The sequence below is a fragment of the Bradyrhizobium sp. ISRA442 genome (genome assembly GCF_038085055.1).
In the GTDB taxonomy this organism is placed as follows: Bacteria; Pseudomonadota; Alphaproteobacteria; order Rhizobiales; family Xanthobacteraceae; genus Bradyrhizobium.
Map to the genome: position 1 here is coordinate 1 of NZ_JALGCN010000021.1, position 16877 is coordinate 16877.

At 63.7% G+C, this 16877-nt stretch carries 18 protein-coding genes; 8 read left to right on the forward strand and 10 right to left on the reverse strand.

All coding sequences use genetic code 11. The annotated features are described in order from the left end of the window. The first annotated feature begins 144 nt into the window (after positions 1-144). The gene (locus tag MTR72_RS31260) at positions 145-888 is read left to right on the forward strand and encodes an IS5 family transposase (RefSeq protein WP_280964597.1); all 744 of its coding nucleotides are present in this window, start codon (positions 145-147) and stop codon (positions 886-888) included. Here MTR72_RS31260 and MTR72_RS31265 read toward each other — a convergent pair. Both MTR72_RS31265 and MTR72_RS31270 read right to left on the reverse strand, forming a co-directional pair. Beyond that, a complete protein-coding gene (locus MTR72_RS31265) occupies positions 885-1163 on the reverse strand; it encodes a hypothetical protein (protein WP_280964596.1) in 279 nt (92 codons plus the stop codon). The genes MTR72_RS31260 and MTR72_RS31265 overlap by 4 nt on opposite strands. A gap of 74 nt (positions 1164-1237) precedes the next feature. Continuing rightward, positions 1238-2044 carry a hypothetical protein gene (locus tag MTR72_RS31270; protein ID WP_280964595.1) on the reverse strand — a complete coding sequence of 269 codons (807 nt, stop codon included), beginning with the start codon at positions 2042-2044 and terminating at the stop codon, positions 1238-1240. Positions 2045-2314: 270 nt separating this feature from the next. On the opposite strand from MTR72_RS31270, the gene MTR72_RS31275 reads away from it, so the two are divergent. From MTR72_RS31275 to MTR72_RS31285, 3 genes are all read left to right on the forward strand, one after another. After that, a complete protein-coding gene (locus MTR72_RS31275) occupies positions 2315-2989 on the forward strand; it encodes a response regulator transcription factor (protein ID WP_280964594.1) in 675 nt (224 codons plus the stop codon). A gap of 1 nt (position 2990) precedes the next feature. Beyond that, the gene (locus MTR72_RS31280) at positions 2991-4364 is read left to right on the forward strand and encodes a sensor histidine kinase (RefSeq protein WP_280964593.1); all 1374 of its coding nucleotides are present in this window, start codon (positions 2991-2993) and stop codon (positions 4362-4364) included. 206 nt (positions 4365-4570) lie between these two features. After that, positions 4571-5659 (forward strand): TRAP transporter substrate-binding protein, encoded by a 1089-nt coding sequence (locus MTR72_RS31285; protein WP_280964592.1) that lies wholly within the window; start codon positions 4571-4573, stop codon positions 5657-5659. A gap of 104 nt (positions 5660-5763) precedes the next feature. Here MTR72_RS31285 and MTR72_RS31290 read toward each other — a convergent pair whose 3' ends face one another. The 5 genes from MTR72_RS31290 to MTR72_RS31310 all read right to left on the reverse strand — a co-directional run bounded on the left by MTR72_RS31290 (position 5764) and on the right by MTR72_RS31310 (position 10673). Further along, a complete protein-coding gene (locus tag MTR72_RS31290) occupies positions 5764-7419 on the reverse strand; it encodes a TRAP transporter large permease (RefSeq protein ID WP_341511757.1) in 1656 nt (551 codons plus the stop codon). 27 nt (positions 7420-7446) lie between these two features. After that, positions 7447-8028, reverse strand: a complete 582-nt coding sequence (locus MTR72_RS31295; RefSeq protein WP_280964590.1) for a TRAP transporter small permease subunit — start codon at positions 8026-8028, stop codon at positions 7447-7449. Positions 8029-8197: 169 nt separating this feature from the next. Further along, positions 8198-9232, reverse strand: a complete 1035-nt coding sequence (gene moaA, locus MTR72_RS31300; protein ID WP_280964589.1) for a GTP 3',8-cyclase MoaA — start codon at positions 9230-9232, stop codon at positions 8198-8200. Positions 9233-9342: 110 nt separating this feature from the next. Then, complete coding sequence (locus MTR72_RS31305; protein ID WP_280964588.1) at positions 9343-9825, reverse strand: hypothetical protein; 483 nt, start codon at positions 9823-9825, stop codon at positions 9343-9345. Positions 9826-9998: 173 nt separating this feature from the next. Next, on the reverse strand, positions 9999-10673 hold the full coding sequence (locus tag MTR72_RS31310) for an HAD-IA family hydrolase (RefSeq protein ID WP_280964587.1): 675 nt from the start codon (positions 10671-10673) through the stop codon (positions 9999-10001). A gap of 164 nt (positions 10674-10837) precedes the next feature. On the opposite strand from MTR72_RS31310, the gene rpiA reads away from it, so the two are divergent. From rpiA to gor, 3 genes are all read left to right on the forward strand, one after another. Beyond that, positions 10838-11542, forward strand: a complete 705-nt coding sequence (rpiA, locus tag MTR72_RS31315) for a ribose-5-phosphate isomerase RpiA (RefSeq protein WP_280964586.1) — start codon at positions 10838-10840, stop codon at positions 11540-11542. Positions 11543-11553: 11 nt separating this feature from the next. Then, positions 11554-12090: a DUF2059 domain-containing protein gene (locus MTR72_RS31320; RefSeq protein ID WP_280964585.1), complete on the forward strand. Its 537-nt coding sequence runs from the start codon at positions 11554-11556 to the stop codon at positions 12088-12090. Positions 12091-12215: 125 nt separating this feature from the next. After that, positions 12216-13604 carry a glutathione-disulfide reductase gene (gene gor, locus MTR72_RS31325; RefSeq protein ID WP_280964584.1) on the forward strand — a complete coding sequence of 463 codons (1389 nt, stop codon included), beginning with the start codon at positions 12216-12218 and terminating at the stop codon, positions 13602-13604. Positions 13605-13655: 51 nt separating this feature from the next. Here the strand turns inward: gor and MTR72_RS31330 are convergent, their stop codons facing one another. From MTR72_RS31330 to pdxR, 3 genes are all read right to left on the reverse strand, one after another. Then, entirely contained in the window at positions 13656-14102 is a 447-nt protein-coding gene (locus MTR72_RS31330) for a DMT family transporter (RefSeq protein ID WP_280971016.1), read from the reverse strand. Between the two features lie 45 nt (positions 14103-14147). Then, entirely contained in the window at positions 14148-14777 is a 630-nt protein-coding gene (locus MTR72_RS31335; protein WP_280964583.1) for an FMN-binding negative transcriptional regulator, read from the reverse strand. An 80-nt stretch (positions 14778-14857) separates the two neighbouring features. Continuing rightward, the gene (gene pdxR / locus MTR72_RS31340) at positions 14858-16333 is read right to left on the reverse strand and encodes a MocR-like pyridoxine biosynthesis transcription factor PdxR (RefSeq protein ID WP_445819650.1); all 1476 of its coding nucleotides are present in this window, start codon (positions 16331-16333) and stop codon (positions 14858-14860) included. Between the two features lie 151 nt (positions 16334-16484). On the opposite strand from pdxR, the gene MTR72_RS31345 reads away from it, so the two are divergent. Beyond that, the gene (locus MTR72_RS31345; RefSeq protein WP_280964581.1) at positions 16485-16877 is read left to right on the forward strand and encodes a nuclear transport factor 2 family protein; all 393 of its coding nucleotides are present in this window, start codon (positions 16485-16487) and stop codon (positions 16875-16877) included.

The window sequence follows — 16877 nt, forward strand, 5'->3', positions numbered from 1 at the left end:
CGGGTCATTTTCGACGCATTTGGCAGAGATTGAGGGCTGGTTGATGTCCGCTCCTGTCCGTATGCGCCGTACCAGGAGCGGGCCAGGAGCGTTGCGTTTGGCCGGACTGCCGTGATTCAAACTCCCGAACTGGGGGCTCGAATCATGCGCTACGAACTCGCCGACCATGAATGGACCGCCATCAAGCCGATGCTGCCGAACATGCCGCGTGGCGTTCCTCGAGTGAACGACAGACGGGTCCTGAATGGCATCTTCTGGGTCCTCCGATCAGGAGCACCCTGGCGTGATCTGCCGACGGCGTTTGGCCCATACACCGTCAGGTGGCGGCGGGCCGGTGTTTGGGGCCGCATCATAGAAGCGCTTTCCACTGCCCATGATGCCGCTGTCCAGATGATCGACACCTCCATTGTCCGCGTGCATCAGCATGGAGCCTGCATCACAAGGAACCAGCGCCAATCGATGGGAAGGTCCCGCGGCGGCTTGACGAGCAAAATCCATGCGGTGGTCGATGGCAATGGTCTGCCGGTACGGCTGGCGCTGAGCCCCGGTGAGGCCCATGACGTTCGACTCGCCGGAAAACTGCTGTCTCGTCTGAAATCCGGGTCAATGCTGCTTGCCGACCGTGGCTATGACGCGGACTGGATCAGGGAGCTTGCCATGAAGAAGGGCGCGTGGGCGAACATCCCGCCGAAAAGCAATCGCAGCGATCCGATCTGCTCCAGCCCCTATCTCTATCGTGCTCGCAACCAGGTCGAGCGGTTCTTCAACAGGATCAAACAATGTCGTCGGGTGGCGACGCGCTACGATAGGCTCGCCGCCAACTACCTCGCATTCGTTCAACTCGCGTCAATCAGGCTATGGCTGCGCCTTAATGAGTCCGCGTCCTAGAATCCCTGTGACTCGTAAGCAAACACCGCTTCATCCCGCTCGAAGACGAACTGAGGTCGCTGCATCGCTGGTGTTTTTCTGTCGAGTTGCTTCACTACAGCTCCATCGACGTCAAAAACATGATTTTCGTCCAAGCCGGCCGGAGTCGCATGGTACAAAAATGCATCGCCCGCGTCTTGGCATGCGCCAAACCCATTCATCGCGCCGTCTCGATAGTCGAGCTTGAGAACGAACTTTTTGAATCGCGAAGCGGGGGGCGCTTTCTCGACGGGCATGATCGAGATCAGACCTGGCCAGAGCAGAGGATATGACTCCGCCGGCCATCGACCGGGAACGTGAGGCAGTCGGCCTACGATCTGGCCACTCCGAATCGGTTGGCCGCTCCAAGGCTCCCCTGGCCAAATTTTCGAATGAAGCTCCAGACAGTTCCTCGGACGGTATTCAGTTCAATTGCGCTAGGTAAAGTCCAAAATCGAGGGCGTCCCTCGGGCCACAACTCCCGAAGCTTTGCGCGGAGGTCGTCCGGCAAGACAATTCTTCGGAAGGTCTCGCACGTCCGAATATACGCAGGTTGGTCGGACGGCTTGGGATTTGGAAAATCATAGCCCCAGGGCCCAGGTAACGCTCCCAGTTGCACGTAATCTTTGGCCGACTTCTCCCGCCAAAGCTCCCATTCTTCCCGCGTCGCTCGGTCGATCCGCGCTCCCAAAAACTTGAGTTTGCCGAGCGGATTATCGTAGGCAGCCTCCGTCATGTAGCCCACTCCGATCGAGAGGTCTGCCACATCGTCGAACCAGACGACCAACGGCAAGACATCAGGCGGCACGTCGTAGTTCTCGGAAGTCAGCCCCGAACATGCCTGCAGTGTTCGTACCATGACGGCGTGGCCGTCGCGCGTAGCTGCGGCCATGGCCTTTGGGCTAAGCGTTGAATCATCGGATAGCCCGCCACCGCGCCAGCGCGTCAGGCGAATGCTACAGGCCACGACGTAATCGAAGTACAGCTTTTCTCTAGTTTGCGTGACTTCGAAATTGGCCCTAAACCGATAAAAATACCCATTATCCTTTGCGTACTGCTGATGTACTTGCTGAGGATAGGCAGGCACCACCCCAAGGATGATCGCAACAGCAAGTAGCCACTTCTTGGGGCGGGCCAAACACGGAAGTCGTTGGTTCCAAAGCATGCCAATCATCTTGACTGCACAACGTTAATTTCCGCTAAGGGTCCCGAAGCGGCGGTAATGCCTTCTCCCCACGCTCTGACGGCAACATTCGCCGCCTCGTGAGGAGACGTCCTGATTGGCTTACACGAAGCTGACAGGCAGGAACGATCGACCTGCCGACGGCCTTTTTCGCTGGCCGAGGCGCCCGGAATGGTAGAATGAGCGAAGATACGGCGCGAGCCGCGCAGTTACACCGGGAATGTGATGCGCCTTCTGATCGTCGAGGACAATGCCGAGCTGTCGCGACTCGTCGCGAGCGGCCTATCGGCGGCAGGCTATGAGAGCGACATCGTGAGCAGCGCCGGAGAGGCGCGCGAGGCGGTGCGCAACGTCAGCTATGCCGCGATGATCCTCGACCTCGGCCTGCCCGACGGCGACGGCCTCTCGGTGCTGCGCGAGCTCCGCCGGCAGATGGATCCGCTGCCGGTCCTGGTGCTGACCGCGCGTGGCGGGCTGCAGGACCGCGTCAACGGCCTGCGTAGCGGCGCCGACGACTATCTTGCCAAGCCCTTCGCAATGGAGGAGCTGGTGGCACGGCTGGAGGCGATCCTGCGCCGGCCCGGCCAATTGCTCGGCCGCTCGCTGCGCCTGGCCAACCTCGTCTACGACACCGAGAGTCGCCAGATCTTCGTCGACGATCAGCCGCGGATCATCTCTGCACGCGAGAGCGCGGTGCTGGAGATCCTCCTGCGCCGGCAGGGGCGGGTGGTACCGAAGAAGAACGTCGAGGATCACATCTTCGGCCTCGACGGCGAGGTCGCCTCCAATGCGGTGGAGGTCTACGTCTCGCGGCTGCGCAAGCAACTCGCCGAGCATGGCGCCAAGGTCGTGATCCATACCATTCGCGGCGTCGGCTATCTGATGGCCGAGGAGAAGTAGCGTGTCCGCGGCCGGCGCCTATGCGAGAACGCCGACGTTCAAGTCGCTGATCTGGCGAATCGTGTTCCTGCACATCGTTGCCGTGGCGGTGGTCGCGATCTTCCTGCCGCTGCTGCTGTTCTGGCTGCTCAACTCGGAGATCGGCCAGCTCCATCGCGACGCCATGCGCGCGCAGGCTGAAGTGCTGGCGGAGCGCATCGCGGTGCAGCCGGACGGTACCTTGACGTTCAACCTGCCGGACAGTCTTAGGGGACTCTATTCCGACGCCTATGGTCGTTACCAGTACGACATCCGCGATGGCAACGGCCGGCTGCTGTTCTCGTCGCATCGGCGCCCCGGCTCACCGGCACCGCCCCTGTCCGAGACCATTTCCGGCGCGGGCGTCAGCAGGACCATCGACGGCAAGACCGTTCGCATCCAGGTCGCCGAGGATCTCGCTCATCGCGACGTGATCATCGACGACATCGTCTCGAACTTCTTTCGCCGGGTGGGGTGGACCACCATCCCGATCCTGCTGGTCCTGCTCGCCACCGACATCGTCATTTTCCGCCGCGCGATCGCGCCGCTGTGGAAGGCCTCGGAGGAGGCGAGCAATATCGGCCCATCGCGCACCGACATCCGCCTGCCGACAGAGCTGATCCCGCGCGAGATCGTGCCGCTGGTCACTGCCGTCAACCAGGCGCTCGACCGTCTCGAGGACGGTTTTCGCGTGCAGCGGCAGTTCACGGCCGACGCCGCGCATCAGTTGCGCACGCCGCTTGCGATCCTGCGTACGCGGATCGACACGCTCGGCGATGGCGCGGCGAGGGAAGCGCTGCATGCCGACATCGAGAGTATGGGCCGGATCGTCGCCCAGCTCCTCGAGATCGCCGAACTCGACACGCTGGTGATCGAGCCGGGCGAGACCGCGGACCTGCGCGCGGTCTGCGCCGAGGTGATCGGCGCGATCGCGCCGCTCGCGCTTTCCCAGCGCAAGGACATCGCGCTGAAAGGCACCGAGGCGCCGGTGATGATCCACGGCAATTCCGTGATGCTGCAGCGGGCGATCTTCAACCTCGCGGAAAACGCGATCAAGTTCACCGCGAAGGACACCTCCGTCGACATTGAGGTGCGCGACGATGGCTCGGTGCGGGTGCGCGACTGCGGCCCCGGCATTGCCGAGGCCGAGCGCGAGCTGATCTTCCAGCGCTTCTGGCGCGCCGACCGCCAGCGCACTGACGGCGCCGGCCTGGGGTTGTCGATCGTGCGTGGTGTCGCGGAGGATCACGCCGCAAGCATCTGCGTGGAAAACCTCCCCGGCGGCGGTGCGGAGTTCACGCTGCGCTTCAGGCTGGCGGACAACGATTCAACCAAAACCCATCCCGCTTTAGCGTGACCGGCCGGCACCCAGCGGGTCCACGTCACTTTGTGCCCCGCCTCTCTGCCGCCTAAGCCTAAAGTCGTAGATCGAAATGGCCGGCGAGGTCAGGCATTTTCACTCCCTCAGCTTGATCGGGATGGAAATCGGCAACGCGATGTTCCATGCTGGCATCCAAGCCTCGGCAAGAAGGCTCGCAATCACAATCCATCAGGGTAGGAAACATGAAGAGAAGAGACTTCATCAAAGTCGCTGGACTTGGTGCGGCGGGAGCCGCGACGGTCGCTGCTCCGGCAATCGCGCAGTCGATGCCGGAGATCAAATGGCGTATGCCGACGAGCTGGCCGAAATCGCTCGATACGCTCTATGGCGGCGCCGAGATGATGGCCAAGATGGTGGCCGAAGCCACCGACAACAAATTCCAGATCCAGACATTTGCCGGCGGCGAAATCGTGCCTGGCCTTCAGGTGCTCGATGCCGTGCAGAACGGTACCTGCGAGATCGGACATACCGCCTCCTACTATTATTTCGGCAAGGATCCGACCTTCACCTTCGGCTCGTCGGTGCCGTTCGGTCCGAACATGCGCATCAACCAAGCCTGGTACATGCTGGGTGGCGGCAAGGAGATCCTCAACGAGTTCTACAAGAAGTACAACGTCACCTCACTGCTCGCCGGCAACACCGGCTGCCAGATGGGCGGATGGTTCCGCAAGGAGGTCAAGACGCCTCAGGACTTCAGCGGGCTGAAATTCCGCATCGGCGGCTTCGCCGGCCGCGTGCTTCAGAAGCTCGGCGCAGTGCCGCAGCAGATCGCCGGCGGCGACATCTATCCGGCGCTGGAGAAGGGCACGATCGATGCCGCCGAATGGGTAGGCCCCTACGACGACGAGAAGCTCGGCTTCGTCAAAGTCGCCCCGCATTACTACTTCCCAGGCTGGTGGGAAGGCGGACCGATGCTGCTCGCCTTCGTCAATCTCGACAAGTGGAATGCGCTCCCGAAGCACTATCAGAACATTCTCGAGCAGGCAGGCCACTACTCCAACAACTGGATGATGGCGAAGTACGATCAATCCAATCCGCAAGCGTTGCGCCGCCTGATCGGTGCGGGCGCCAAGCTGCATCCGTTCTCGCCAGAGGTCATGCAGGCCTGCTTCAAGGCGGCGAAGGAACTCCACAAAGAGGTCTCGGACAGCAACGCAGACTTCAAGAAGGTCTACGAATCCCTGACGAACTTCTCCAACAACGGCTATCAGTGGTTCCAGGTCGCCGAAGTCGGCTACGACAACTTCATGGCCCGCAACTCGCAGAGCTGATCGAAACACCCATCGGGTCAAATAAAAAACCCGGAGCAATAGCTCCGGGTCTTTTTTTCGCCCGCGGTTTCAGAGGACCGCGCCACAGTTTTTCCGGATCCTGCTTATTGCTTGGGCTGGCCGAAGTCGATCGGCGGCAGATCGATCTGCGGGATCTCGATCTTGATGCTGTTGGGATCGATGTTGGACTGAACGCCCTTGTAGTGCATCACCATCGAGGGGAACAAGATCACGAGCAGCACCATGATCACCTGGATGACGACGAACGGCACGGCGCCCCAATAGATTTGTCCGGTCGTGACCGGCTCCATGCGCTTGCCGGTGACGCGATCGGTGTAGCGGTCCTTGGGCGCGACCGAGCGGAGGTAGAACAGCGCGAAGCCGAACGGCGGATGCATGAACGAGGTCTGCATATTGACGCCGAGGATGACGCCGAACCAGATCAGGTCGATACCGAGATGCTCGGCCGCGGGCCCGAGCAGCGGGATCACGATGAAGGCGAGCTCGAAGAAGTCGAGGAAGAACGCGAGCACGAACACGAAGGCGTTGACGAAGATCAGGAAGCCGATCTGGCCGCCGGGCAGGGAGGTCAGCAGGTGCTCGACCCAGACGTGGCCGTTGACGCCGTAGAAGGTCAGCGAGAACACGCGCGCGCCGACCAGGATGAAGACGACGAAGGCGGACAGTTTCGCCGTGGATTCGGTGGCTTGGCGGATCAGGTCCCAGCTCAGGCGCCGCTTCATGGCGCCGAGAATGAGGGCGCCGGTTGCGCCCATCGCGCCGCCTTCGGTCGGCGTCGCGATACCAATGAAGATCGTGCCCAGCACCAGGAAGATCAGGAACAGCGGAGGCACCATCACGAAGGTGGTCTGCTGCGCCATGCGCGACAGGAAGCGGAAGCCCGTAAGCTTGTCGATGATCCAGTTAACGACGGCGACGAAGAACGCGAACAGGATGCCGAAGAACATGGCGAGCACGACGAAGTCCGCGCCATGGGCCTCCGAATTGCGCATCATGAACCAGCCGAAGACGCAGCTCGCCAGGAACAGCACGCCCAGCGAGGTCAGGCCACGGCTGCCGCTCTCCTCGCGGAAGCCGATGGCTTCCTTCGGAAGGCCAGGGGCCGCCTTCGGGAAGATCAGGGTCACGAGGAACGCGTAACCCGCATAGAGCCCTGCGAGCACCAGGCCCGGAATGAACGCGCCTTCATACATGTCGCCGACGGACTTGCCGAGCTGGTCGGCCATCACGATCAGAACGAGCGAGGGCGGAATGATCTGCGCCAGCGTGCCGGAGGCCGCGATGATGCCGGTCGCCATGCGACGGTCATAGCCGTAGCGCAGCATGATCGGCAGCGAGATCAGGCCCATCGAGATCACCGACGCCGCGACCACGCCGGTGGTCGCCGCAAGCAGGGCGCCGACGAACACCACCGCATAGGCGAGGCCGCCGCGGATCGTGCCAAAGAGCTGGCCGATGGTGTCGAGCAGGTCTTCCGCCATGCCCGAGCGCTCGAGCACCAGTCCCATGAAGGTGAAGAACGGAATCGCGAGCAGCGTGTCGTTGTTCATCACGCCGTAGACGCGCTCGGGCAATGCCTGGAGGAAGTCCGGGCGGAATTCGCCGAGCTCTATACCGATCACGGCGAAGATGAGGCCCACGGCGCCGAGCGAGAATGCTGCGGGATAGCCGAGCAGCAGCACCACCACCAGCGATGCGAACATGATCGGCGCCATATTGGCGATAAGAAACGCGGTCATCAATTCCCCCTCAAACGCCGCCGGCGACTACTTCTTCTCGATCGCCTCGACGAGGTGCTCGACCTCAGCCTCGATTGCCGACACCTGCGAATCGTGCGGGTCGGGGATCATGCCGCGCATAATCGCGATGCGCTTGATCAGCTCGGAGATGCCCTGCACCAGCAGGAATGCGAATCCGATCATGATCAGCGACTTGGCCGGCCACTGCGGCAGGCCGCCCGCGTTGCCGGACTGCTCGTTGATCTGGAACGACCGCTCGAAGAACGGCACGCCGGTGATGATCATGACTATCGTCAGCGGCAGCAGGAAGAACGCGTGGCCGATGACGTCGATGACGTTGCGCGCCGTCTTGGGCAGCAGGTTATTGATGATGTCGATGCGGATGTGCTCGTTATCGAGCAGGGTCCAGGGCGAGCACAGCAGGAAGACGATGCTGAACAGCACCCATTGCAGCTCGAGCCAGGCATTGGAGGACGTGTCGAACGTCTTGCGCACGATGGCGTTTATCGCCGAGATGATGACAGCGACCAGGATCAGCCACGCCAGACGCTTGCCCGTCCAACGCGTGAACGCATCAATCCCACGGCTCAACTTTAGGAGCGCTTGCAACGATAGGTCCTCCCCGGATTTGCCCCGGCCGTCTTGACTGCGCCGACTGGGCGCGTGGCTTTTCTCGCCGCGCAGGCATGAGGCAGGCGCACCAAACCAGCGAGCGTGCCGCCAGTCAATCGGAAGTTTGTTGATAGTTAAGGGGAATAACGGCCGCGGCGGTTAAGGGCTACCCGCCGGTCACGCTCATGTGCCGGCTCACGCTGGGACGGTCGTGGCGGCGGTCGATGATGAAGTCGTGGCCCTTCGGCTTCAGCCCGATGGCGCGGTCGATCGCATCCGCAAGCAGCGCATCGTCAGCCGATGCACGCAGAGGTTGGCGCAGGTCGGAGGCGTCCTCGTGGCCGAGGCAGGTGTGCAGTGTTCCCGTGCAGGTGATCCGCACCCGGTTGCAGGATTCGCAGAAATTGTGGGTCATCGGCGTGATGAAGCCGAGCTTGCCGCCGGTCTCGCCGACGCCGACATAGCGCGCCGGCCCGCCGGTGGTCTCGGTGAGATCCGTCAGCGTGAACTGCTGGGCGAGCCGCGCACGCAGCAGTGACAGCGGCAGGTACTGGTCGATGCGCCCTGCGCCGATCTCGCCCATCGGCATCACCTCGATCAGCGTCAGGCCCATGCCCTTGCCGTGAGCCCATCGCATCAGGTCAGGAATTTCGTCCTCGTTGAGGTTCTTCAGCGCCACCGCGTTGATCTTCACGGCAAGGCCTGCGGCGCGTGCCGCCTCAATGCCTTCGAGCACCTTGTCGATCTCGCCCCAGCGGGTGATCTCGCGAAACTTCTGCGGATCGAGCGTGTCGAGCGAGACGTTGATACGGCGGACGCCGCAATCGGCAAGCTCCTTTGCGTATTTCGCAAGCTGCGTGCCGTTGGTGGTCAGCGTCAGCTCGCGCAGTGCGCCGGTCGTCAGGTGGCGCGAGAGCGAGCGCACCAGCGACATCACATTGCGGCGGACCAGCGGCTCGCCGCCAGTCAGGCGCAACTTCTTCACGCCCTTGGCGATGAAGGCGGAGCACAGCCGGTCGAGTTCCTCGAGTGTCAACAGGTCCGCCTTGGGCAGGAACGTCATGTCCTCCGACATGCAATAGAAGCAGCGCAGGTCGCAGCGGTCGGTGACGGAGACGCGCAAATAGGTGATGGTCCGCCCGAACGGATCGGTCATGGGGCTCGACAGCGCGGCGAGGGGGCTCGCGGAGGGTCCGTTCATATGAGAGGCCTTGTCACTTACGGCGACGGGCGCACCGTTGCTTTGGCGGTGCTCTCCAACCAATCTAAGCACCGGACGCGGCAAGGACAATCGTGCGCTTGTCGCGGAGTTCAGTGTTGCGGCGGCGACCCCGCGTTGGGATCGGGGAACGGCGAGGCACCGGCCGGTGCGGCACTTGCGGGCGTGGATGCGACGGGAGCCGGTTTCGGCTTGTTCGGCCGGTGCGGCTTCTTCCTGACCGGTTTGGGCGGCACGGCGGGCTGGAGTTCCGCAAACACCGGATTCGGATCGGTGGTGGCAGTCGCAGGCGTGGTGAAGCTGCCGGGGGTCTTGATGACGTTCACTGGCACGCTGGCCGGCTGATGCTTGTCCAGGGTGTAGCTGACCGTGAACGGGCCATCCGGGGCGGGAATCGCGACCGAGCAGGGGGTTGTGCAGCCCGAACCGAGCGAGGTCTTGGCCTCGGCACCCGGCGGGTTGGATTCAAATTTGACCTGGAGCGCCGGCGGGGCGGATTTGAACATGTCCCAGGAGCCCGCGGAGCAGCCACCAAGGCTCGCCCCCGCTAACGCAATCGCGATGACACGACGCATGACCATCCACTTCTGTGCGACGAATCGCCACAATCCCCGGCCGCGACCTTAGGTGCGTCGTTCCGCCCGGGCAACCGGCCGGGCATGCATAGATAACAGATGGTTAACGCAAGGGTATATAAGGAATTATCTAGTGATTTCAGTATCTTGAGGTAATTCCCTAAGTGGTTCCCTTAGGCCGTTATCAGGCTGCTTGCGGCGGCCGGCAGGTCGCGCATGTGATGGATCAGCCGGTCCGGCTTCAATTCGGCGATCGGTACGTCCGTATAGCCGAAGCTGACCCCAATCACGGGAATCCCGGCGCGCCGTGCCACCCCGACGTCGGTTCCGGCGTCGCCGACCATGATGCTGGCGGCGAGCTGCCCGCCGGCCCGCGCCACCGTCTGGCGCAGGATGGTCGGATCGGGCTTCTGGACGCCAAAGGTGTCGGCGCCGCAGATCGCCGCGAATCGGCCGCTCAGACCCAGCTTGTCCAGCAGCCGCTTCGACAGCCATTCCAGCTTGTTGGTGCAGACCGCAAGGGTATGGCCGCACTCCGCGAGGTGGGCGAGCGCCGCCTCGAGCCCGTCGAAGGGCCGCGATTCGTCGGCGATATGGTCTGCGTAATAGCCGATGAAATCGGCCGTCAGCCGGTTCATCTCCTCGACGCTGACGGTGCGGCCCTCGGCCTCCAGCCCCCGCTCGATCAGCTTGCGGGCGCCGGCGCCGATCATGTTGCGGGCGGACTGCACCGGCACGGGCGGCAACCCCTCGCGGTCGAGCACGTGGTTCAGCGCGTTGATCAGGTCGGGCGCCGTATCCACGAGCGTGCCGTCGAGATCGAAGACGATGGTGTGAGGGGAAGTCATGGCCGAAAGCGCTATCGGTCCGGCCGCGCCCGCGCAAGGGGACATCCCATAAGTTCGGTTTATAGCCTATGTCCGAGACCCTGTTCTCCGGGCCAAAACGAGGCTAGATAGGCCGCCGCAAGCGACTATTTCAGCGGCACACACTACCTAAGGACGGGCGCAACGTGGACATGGACCAATTGAAGCGGCAGGCCGCGGCGCGTGCGCTCGAAGAGGTGCAGGACGGCATGCAGGTCGGGCTCGGAACGGGCTCGACGGCCAAGCATTTCGTCGAGCTGCTCGGCGAGCGCGTGCGGGCCGGGCTCAAGGTGATCGGCGTGCCGACCTCGGAGGCGACGCGCGCGGATGCGGAGCGCTGCGGAGTGCCGCTGACCACGCTGGACGAGATCGATCATCTCGATCTTACCGTCGACGGTGCCGACGAGATCGATCCGGCGCTCAATTTGATCAAGGGCGGGGGCGGCGCGCTGCTGCGCGAGAAGATCGTGGCGGCGGCCTCGGACCGCATGATCGTGATTGCCGACGACACCAAATGGGTGGCGACGCTCGGCCGCTTTCCGCTGCCGGTGGAGGTGATTCCGTTCGGGCTCGGCGCGACCCGGCGGGCGATCGAGAAGGCATTTGCGAGTTGCGGCGTTTCCGGGCAAATGGCGGTCCGCAAGGCCAAGGATGGCCACGTTTTCGTCACCGATGGCGGCCACTGGATCGTCGATGCCCAGCTTGGACGTATTGAGGACCCGGCTCGCCTCGCCGAGGCGTTGAGCGCGATCCCGGGCGTGGTCGAGCATGGGCTGTTCATCGGCTTGGCCAGCTCGGCTGTTCTGGCGGGTGGCGGCGGAATCCGCGTGGTTGAACGGCGAAAGCCCTAAGGAGACTAGGAATGAAGAGCGTGTTTAAATTCTTGCCGGCCGCGACCCTTGCTGTGGGACTGGCCTTGTGTGCCTTCCCGGCCTCGGCCCAGCAGCCGGCCGCGCCACAGCAGCCCGCCCAGCCAAAATCGACTCCGGCGGCGATCGCAGCGGCCAGGGAGATCCTGGCGCTGAAGAATGCCAATTCGATGTACGCCAACGCCGTGCCCGGCATGGTCGAGAAGACCAAGACCGCACTGATCCAGCAGAACCTCAACTACCAGAAGGATCTGAACGAGGTCGCGCCGATCGTCGCCCAGCAGCTCGCCGGCCGCGAGAAGGAGATCGGCGAAGGCATGGCGCAGGTCTATGCCAGCGAGTTCACCGAGCAGGAACTCAAGGACCTCGTCACCTTCTACAAGTCGCCGCTCGGCAAGAAGTTGATCGAAGCCGAGCCCCGCGCCATCGGCCTCAGCATGGCCTTCATGAATTCGTGGGCCCACAATTTCTCCGAGACCGTGATGGGCGCCTTCCGCGCCGAGATGCGCAAGCGTGGCAAGGACATCTGACCGACACTATCTGTTCAGAAATACCTAAAGCGCGTCATCGCGCTTTAGGTTGTTATTTGAGCATGATCTTTTCGGAAAACCGCGACGCACTTTTCCGGATCATGCTCTAGAGGTCGGAGTGGACAATGGCTGAATTCGACGTCGACCTCTTTGTCATCGGTGGCGGTTCGGGCGGCGTGCGCGCCGCGCGCATCGCGGCCGGTCACGGCGCCCGCGTGATGATCGCGGAAGAGTACCGCATGGGCGGCACCTGCGTGATCCGCGGCTGCGTGCCCAAGAAGCTGTTCGTGATCGGATCGCACGTCCGTCACGAGATCGAGGACGCCGCAGGTTTTGGCTGGACCATTCCGACAGCCACGTTCGACTGGCCGACGCTGATCGCCAACAAGGACAAGGAGATCGCGCGGCTGGAGGCGGCCTACACGACCAACGTCGAGAAGTCGGGCGCGCAGATCGTGAAGAGCCGCGCGGTGCTGGAAGGCGCCCACACCGTTCGCCTGCTCGAGAACGACCGCAAGATCAGGGCAAGGTACATCCTGATCGCCACCGGCGGCGCGCCCAACCACGGGGCTTCCATCCCCGGCATCGAGCACGTGATCTCCTCCAACGAGGCGTTCCATCTGAAGAAGCTGCCGAAGCGGATCGTGATCCAGGGCGGCGGCTACATCGCGCTGGAATTCGCCGGCATCTTCGCCGGCTACGGCTCCGACGTCACCGTGATCTATCGCGGCGACAACATCCTGCGCGGCTTCGACGACGACGTCCGCGCCCACGTCCGCGCCGAGATGGAGAATCAGGGCATCACCATCCTCACCGGCTGCACGGTGACCAGGGTCGATCGCCACGGCGACGAATTCACCAGCCATCTGTCGAATGGCTCGAGCGTTGCCTCCGACCAGGTGATGTTCGCGATCGGCCGTCACCCCAACGTCGCCAATCTCGGCCTCGACAAGGCCGGCGTCGCCATCAATCCGAAGAACGGCGGCATTGCGGTCGACCATTTCTCGAAGAGCTCGGTCGACAACATCTACGCGATCGGCGACGTTACCCATCGCTTCAACCTGACGCCGGTGGCGATCCGCGAGGGCCACGCCTTCGCCGACACCGTGTTCGGCAAGCGCGAGGTCAGGGTCGATCATGCCAACGTCCCGACTGCCGTGTTCTCGCAGCCGGAGGTCGGCACCGTCGGGCTGACCGAGACCGAGGCGCGCGCGCAGTTTAGCCACGTCGACATCTACAAGACGACGTTCCGTCCGATTAAGGCGACGATGTCCGGCCGCGACACCCGCGTGCTGATGAAGCTCGTCGTCGACGGCTCGTCCGACCGTGTGCTCGGCTGCCACATCGTCGGCGATGCCGCCGCCGAGATCATCCAGGCGGTCGCCATCGCCGTGAAGATGAAGGCGACCAAGGCCGATTTCGACGCGACCATCGCGCTGCACCCGACCGCGGCCGAAGAACTCGTCACCATGCGCACGCCGACCGCGCGCCACGTGCGCCAGGCGGCGGAATAGGGCACGTCGCTGGAAGGCGGCGCGCGATGCCCAGCAAGCTGCCGCGCCGCCCTACATGCGAATCAGGACGACGCCGCCGACCAGCAGCGCGGCGCCGATGATCCGGATTGCGCTAACGGGATGGACGGGAACGCCCATCGCACCGAAATGGTCGAGCGCGATCGATCCGAACATCTGGCCGGCGATCAGTAGCGCAAAGAATGTAGCCGCGCCGAGCTGCGGGACGAGAAAGATTCCCAAGCCGATGTAGATGGCGCCGAACAGTCCGCCGCTCCATGCGAACCAGGGTATTCGGGCCGCGGTCGCAGCCGAAGGGACAGGATCTCGCAAGAGGAGCGCCAGCGCCGCCATGCAGAGGACGCCGATGAAGTAGCTCATGAAGCCCGACCAGGCAGCCGAGCTCAACGCCGTCCGCAGGTTCGCGTTGAGCGCCTGTTGCACAACGAGGCAGATCCCGGCCGCCATGGCCAGGATCATCGGAAACGTCAGCTTCAACATCTCTTGGTCCACCCTGGTTCTCCGGCTCGCCGCCGCGTGCCTCGTTCAAGCCGGAAGCGGGATCAGGGGAGCAACCTCGCGATCGCCGGCGTCCTCGCTGGCCGCGAGCCCGGCCGCGACGCCGATACGGTCGGCCTCGGGACGGTTCTGGCTCATCTTGCGCTTGCCCTCGAACCGCACCACGGGAATGCGCAGGCCCACGATTCCACGGAGCTGCGCGGCGATGAAGTCGGCGGGGGCGTCGGTGACGGCCCAAGGCTTGGCGCGCGATCCTTCATGCCTGTTGGTGAGCCGCGTGACCGCATCGAGCAACCGTTCAGGTTCGTGGAAGAATTCCACCGGGCCGTAGGCATGCACGGCGATGTAGTTCCAGGTCGGCACGACCTTTCCGGTCTCCTGTTTGGTCGCGTACCAGGACGGCGTCACATAAGCGTTGGGACCGGCAAAGATCGCCAGCGCGTGACCGATCGGGGCTAGCTGCCATTGCGGATTGGCCTTCGCCAGATGGCCGTAGAGCACGCCGTGCTCGCCTTCGCTCTCGTCGAGGAAGAGCGGCAGCGGGGTGGCCACCGGACCGTCGGCCGTGGCCGTGACCAGGCTGGCGAGGCGCGCGGTGCGGATGCTGGCCCGAATGCTCGCGATGTCGTCGTCCCTGAAGGCGGGTGGTATGTACATGGTCTATCTCCGTTAGCTCGGAGATAGTCGAAATCTGGTCTGCAGGAAACGACCAGTTCGAAGAGATTTTACCAGTCCAGTTATTTGCTGCTGACCTCGTCGACGGCTCGGGCGAGGAGCCGGCAGCCGTGCTCGATCTGTGCGATCTCGAGCGCCGAATAGCCCATGACGAGGCCGACCGCCTCCCGCGACCTGCGGCGGCCCGGGCGGCGCCCGTCGAACAGTGCGGAGATGGGATAGATGCCGACGCCCTTTGCGCGGGCCGCCTCGATCAACGCCGCTTCGCGCGTTTGCGGCAGGTCGTCGAACCACGCCACCACATGCAGGCCGGCGGCTGCGCCGTCGATCCGGACCCGGTCGCCGAACCGGCGGCGTAAGGCACTGAGCAGCGCCTGCTGGCGTTCGGCGTTGCGCCGGCGGACACGCCGGACGTGGCTCTCATAGGCGCCGCTCTCCAGCATCGCGGCGAGGGCCTCCTGCTCGAGCAGCGGTGTGTGCCGGTCCATGATCTGCTTGGCGGCGCCGAACAGGGACCGAAGCCCGGAGGGCACCACCAGATAGCCGATGCGCAGCGTCGGAGAGAGTGTCTTGGAGATGGTCCCGAGATAGATCACGTTGTCGCTGCCTTCGAGCGCATGCAGCGGCGGGATCGGCTTGGTGTCGTAGCGGTACTCGCTGTCGTAGTCGTCCTCGATCACACAAGCGTCGGCCCTCCTCGCCCAGGCGAGCAACTGGTGCCGGCGTCCGATCGGCAGGACGCCGCCCAGCGGATATTGATGCGACGGCGTCACATAGGCGAGGCGAGCCTCGACGCCGTCGAGGCGCTCGGTCTCGAGGCCGTCCTGATCGACCGGAATTGGGATCGCCACGGCGCCCGTCGCCGCAAAAGTGTGCCGCGCCATCAGGTATCCGGGATCCTCCATGACGAAGCGGTCGCCGGCGTCGAGCAGCAGGCGCGCGCAGATGTCGAGGCCCTGCTGCGAGCCGTTCACGACAACGATCTGGTCGACCTCGCATCGCACGGTTCGCGATCGCCACAGATATCCTTGAAGTGCCGTGCGGAGCCGCAGCGAGCCGCACGGATCGTCATAGGCCAGCCGTTCGCGCTTGCGGTTCATCGCCGCGACCGCGGCCTTCTTCCACGCCAGCGCGGGAAAGTCCGACGGCGAAAGCTCGCCGTACCGGAAGTTCGCGACCAGACCGCGCGGCGGCTCGCTCCAGCGCGGCGGGTCCTGCCGCAACTGCTCGCCGAACTTCGACAGCCGCGCCTTGCGTGTCGACGGCCGGGACGCGGCGCGCGCTCGTCCCCGCTCGACGACGGCGCGGGCGACGCGTGGCCGCGCGCCGTGGCGTGTCTCGATAAAGCCCTCAGCGGCAAGCTGCTCGTAGGCGACGGTGACGGTCGAACGCGCCACGCCCATCTCGTCGGCGAGCGCCCGCGACGACGGCAAGAGATCGTCAGTGCCGTAAACCCGCGCCAGGATCTGATCCCTCAGCGCCTCGTAGATCTGGCGCGCTCCCATCCGGCCGGCGCGGCGTCCGGGACTCGTTTTCATCTCGACCATCCGTCGTTCGCGGGAAGGAGCGATATCTCACGCTCGTGATCAGTACGAAGTGAGGGCCGCGTTGTATAGCTTCATTCCCGGAGGCGGCAGCTTCAAGATTGTGCTGCTGGGTCGATGAGGGAAGCCTGGATCGGAGGTCGATATGGATGATCGGGCCAAGATGATGGCGCTTCAGCACCATTGGGATGCTTCGGACGCAAACGATTTCGAGGCCGAGCATGACATCTATCGCGATGATGCCGTGCTTGATTATCCGCAATCGGGTGAGCGGATCCACGGTCGCGGGAACATTCAGGAGAGCCGTTTCCTTCAACCGAACAGGAAACGCCTCACGGTCCGGCGAATTGTCGGCGGCGGCGATCTATGGGTGACGGAATTCGTCCTGACCTATGACGGTGTGCCATCTTACGTGGTGAGCATTATGGAATTCCGTGACGACCTGGTCGCGCACGAGACGCAATATTTCGCCGATCCGTTCGAGCCTGCTCCCTCGCGCGCGCATCTCGTCGAGCGGCTGGGGCAAGGGGCGGAGTAA

What these genes read in the sequence shown, in the direction of transcription:
- MTR72_RS31310 (WP_280964587.1), bottom strand. Translation starts at nt 10,673, where the DNA reads ATGACTTCCCCTCACACCATCGTCTTCGATCTCGACGGCACGCTCGTG.
- MTR72_RS31330 (WP_280971016.1), bottom strand. Translation starts at nt 14,102, where the DNA reads ATGTTGAAGCTGACGTTTCCGATGATCCTGGCCATGGCGGCCGGGATC.
- MTR72_RS31285 (WP_280964592.1), top strand. Translation starts at nt 4,571, where the DNA reads ATGAAGAGAAGAGACTTCATCAAAGTCGCTGGACTTGGTGCGGCGGGA.
- MTR72_RS31335 (WP_280964583.1), bottom strand. Translation starts at nt 14,777, where the DNA reads ATGTACATACCACCCGCCTTCAGGGACGACGACATCGCGAGCATTCGG.
- pdxR (WP_445819650.1), bottom strand. Translation starts at nt 16,333, where the DNA reads ATGAAAACGAGTCCCGGACGCCGCGCCGGCCGGATGGGAGCGCGCCAG.
- MTR72_RS31265 (WP_280964596.1), bottom strand. Translation starts at nt 1,163, where the DNA reads ATGCCCGTCGAGAAAGCGCCCCCCGCTTCGCGATTCAAAAAGTTCGTT.
- MTR72_RS31305 (WP_280964588.1), bottom strand. Translation starts at nt 9,825, where the DNA reads ATGCGTCGTGTCATCGCGATTGCGTTAGCGGGGGCGAGCCTTGGTGGC.
- moaA (WP_280964589.1), bottom strand. Translation starts at nt 9,232, where the DNA reads ATGAACGGACCCTCCGCGAGCCCCCTCGCCGCGCTGTCGAGCCCCATG.
- MTR72_RS31290 (WP_341511757.1), bottom strand. Translation starts at nt 7,419, where the DNA reads ATGACCGCGTTTCTTATCGCCAATATGGCGCCGATCATGTTCGCATCG.
- MTR72_RS31345 (WP_280964581.1), top strand. Translation starts at nt 16,485, where the DNA reads ATGGATGATCGGGCCAAGATGATGGCGCTTCAGCACCATTGGGATGCT.
- MTR72_RS31260 (WP_280964597.1), top strand. Translation starts at nt 145, where the DNA reads ATGCGCTACGAACTCGCCGACCATGAATGGACCGCCATCAAGCCGATG.
- MTR72_RS31275 (WP_280964594.1), top strand. Translation starts at nt 2,315, where the DNA reads ATGCGCCTTCTGATCGTCGAGGACAATGCCGAGCTGTCGCGACTCGTC.
- MTR72_RS31320 (WP_280964585.1), top strand. Translation starts at nt 11,554, where the DNA reads ATGAAGAGCGTGTTTAAATTCTTGCCGGCCGCGACCCTTGCTGTGGGA.
- gor (WP_280964584.1), top strand. Translation starts at nt 12,216, where the DNA reads ATGGCTGAATTCGACGTCGACCTCTTTGTCATCGGTGGCGGTTCGGGC.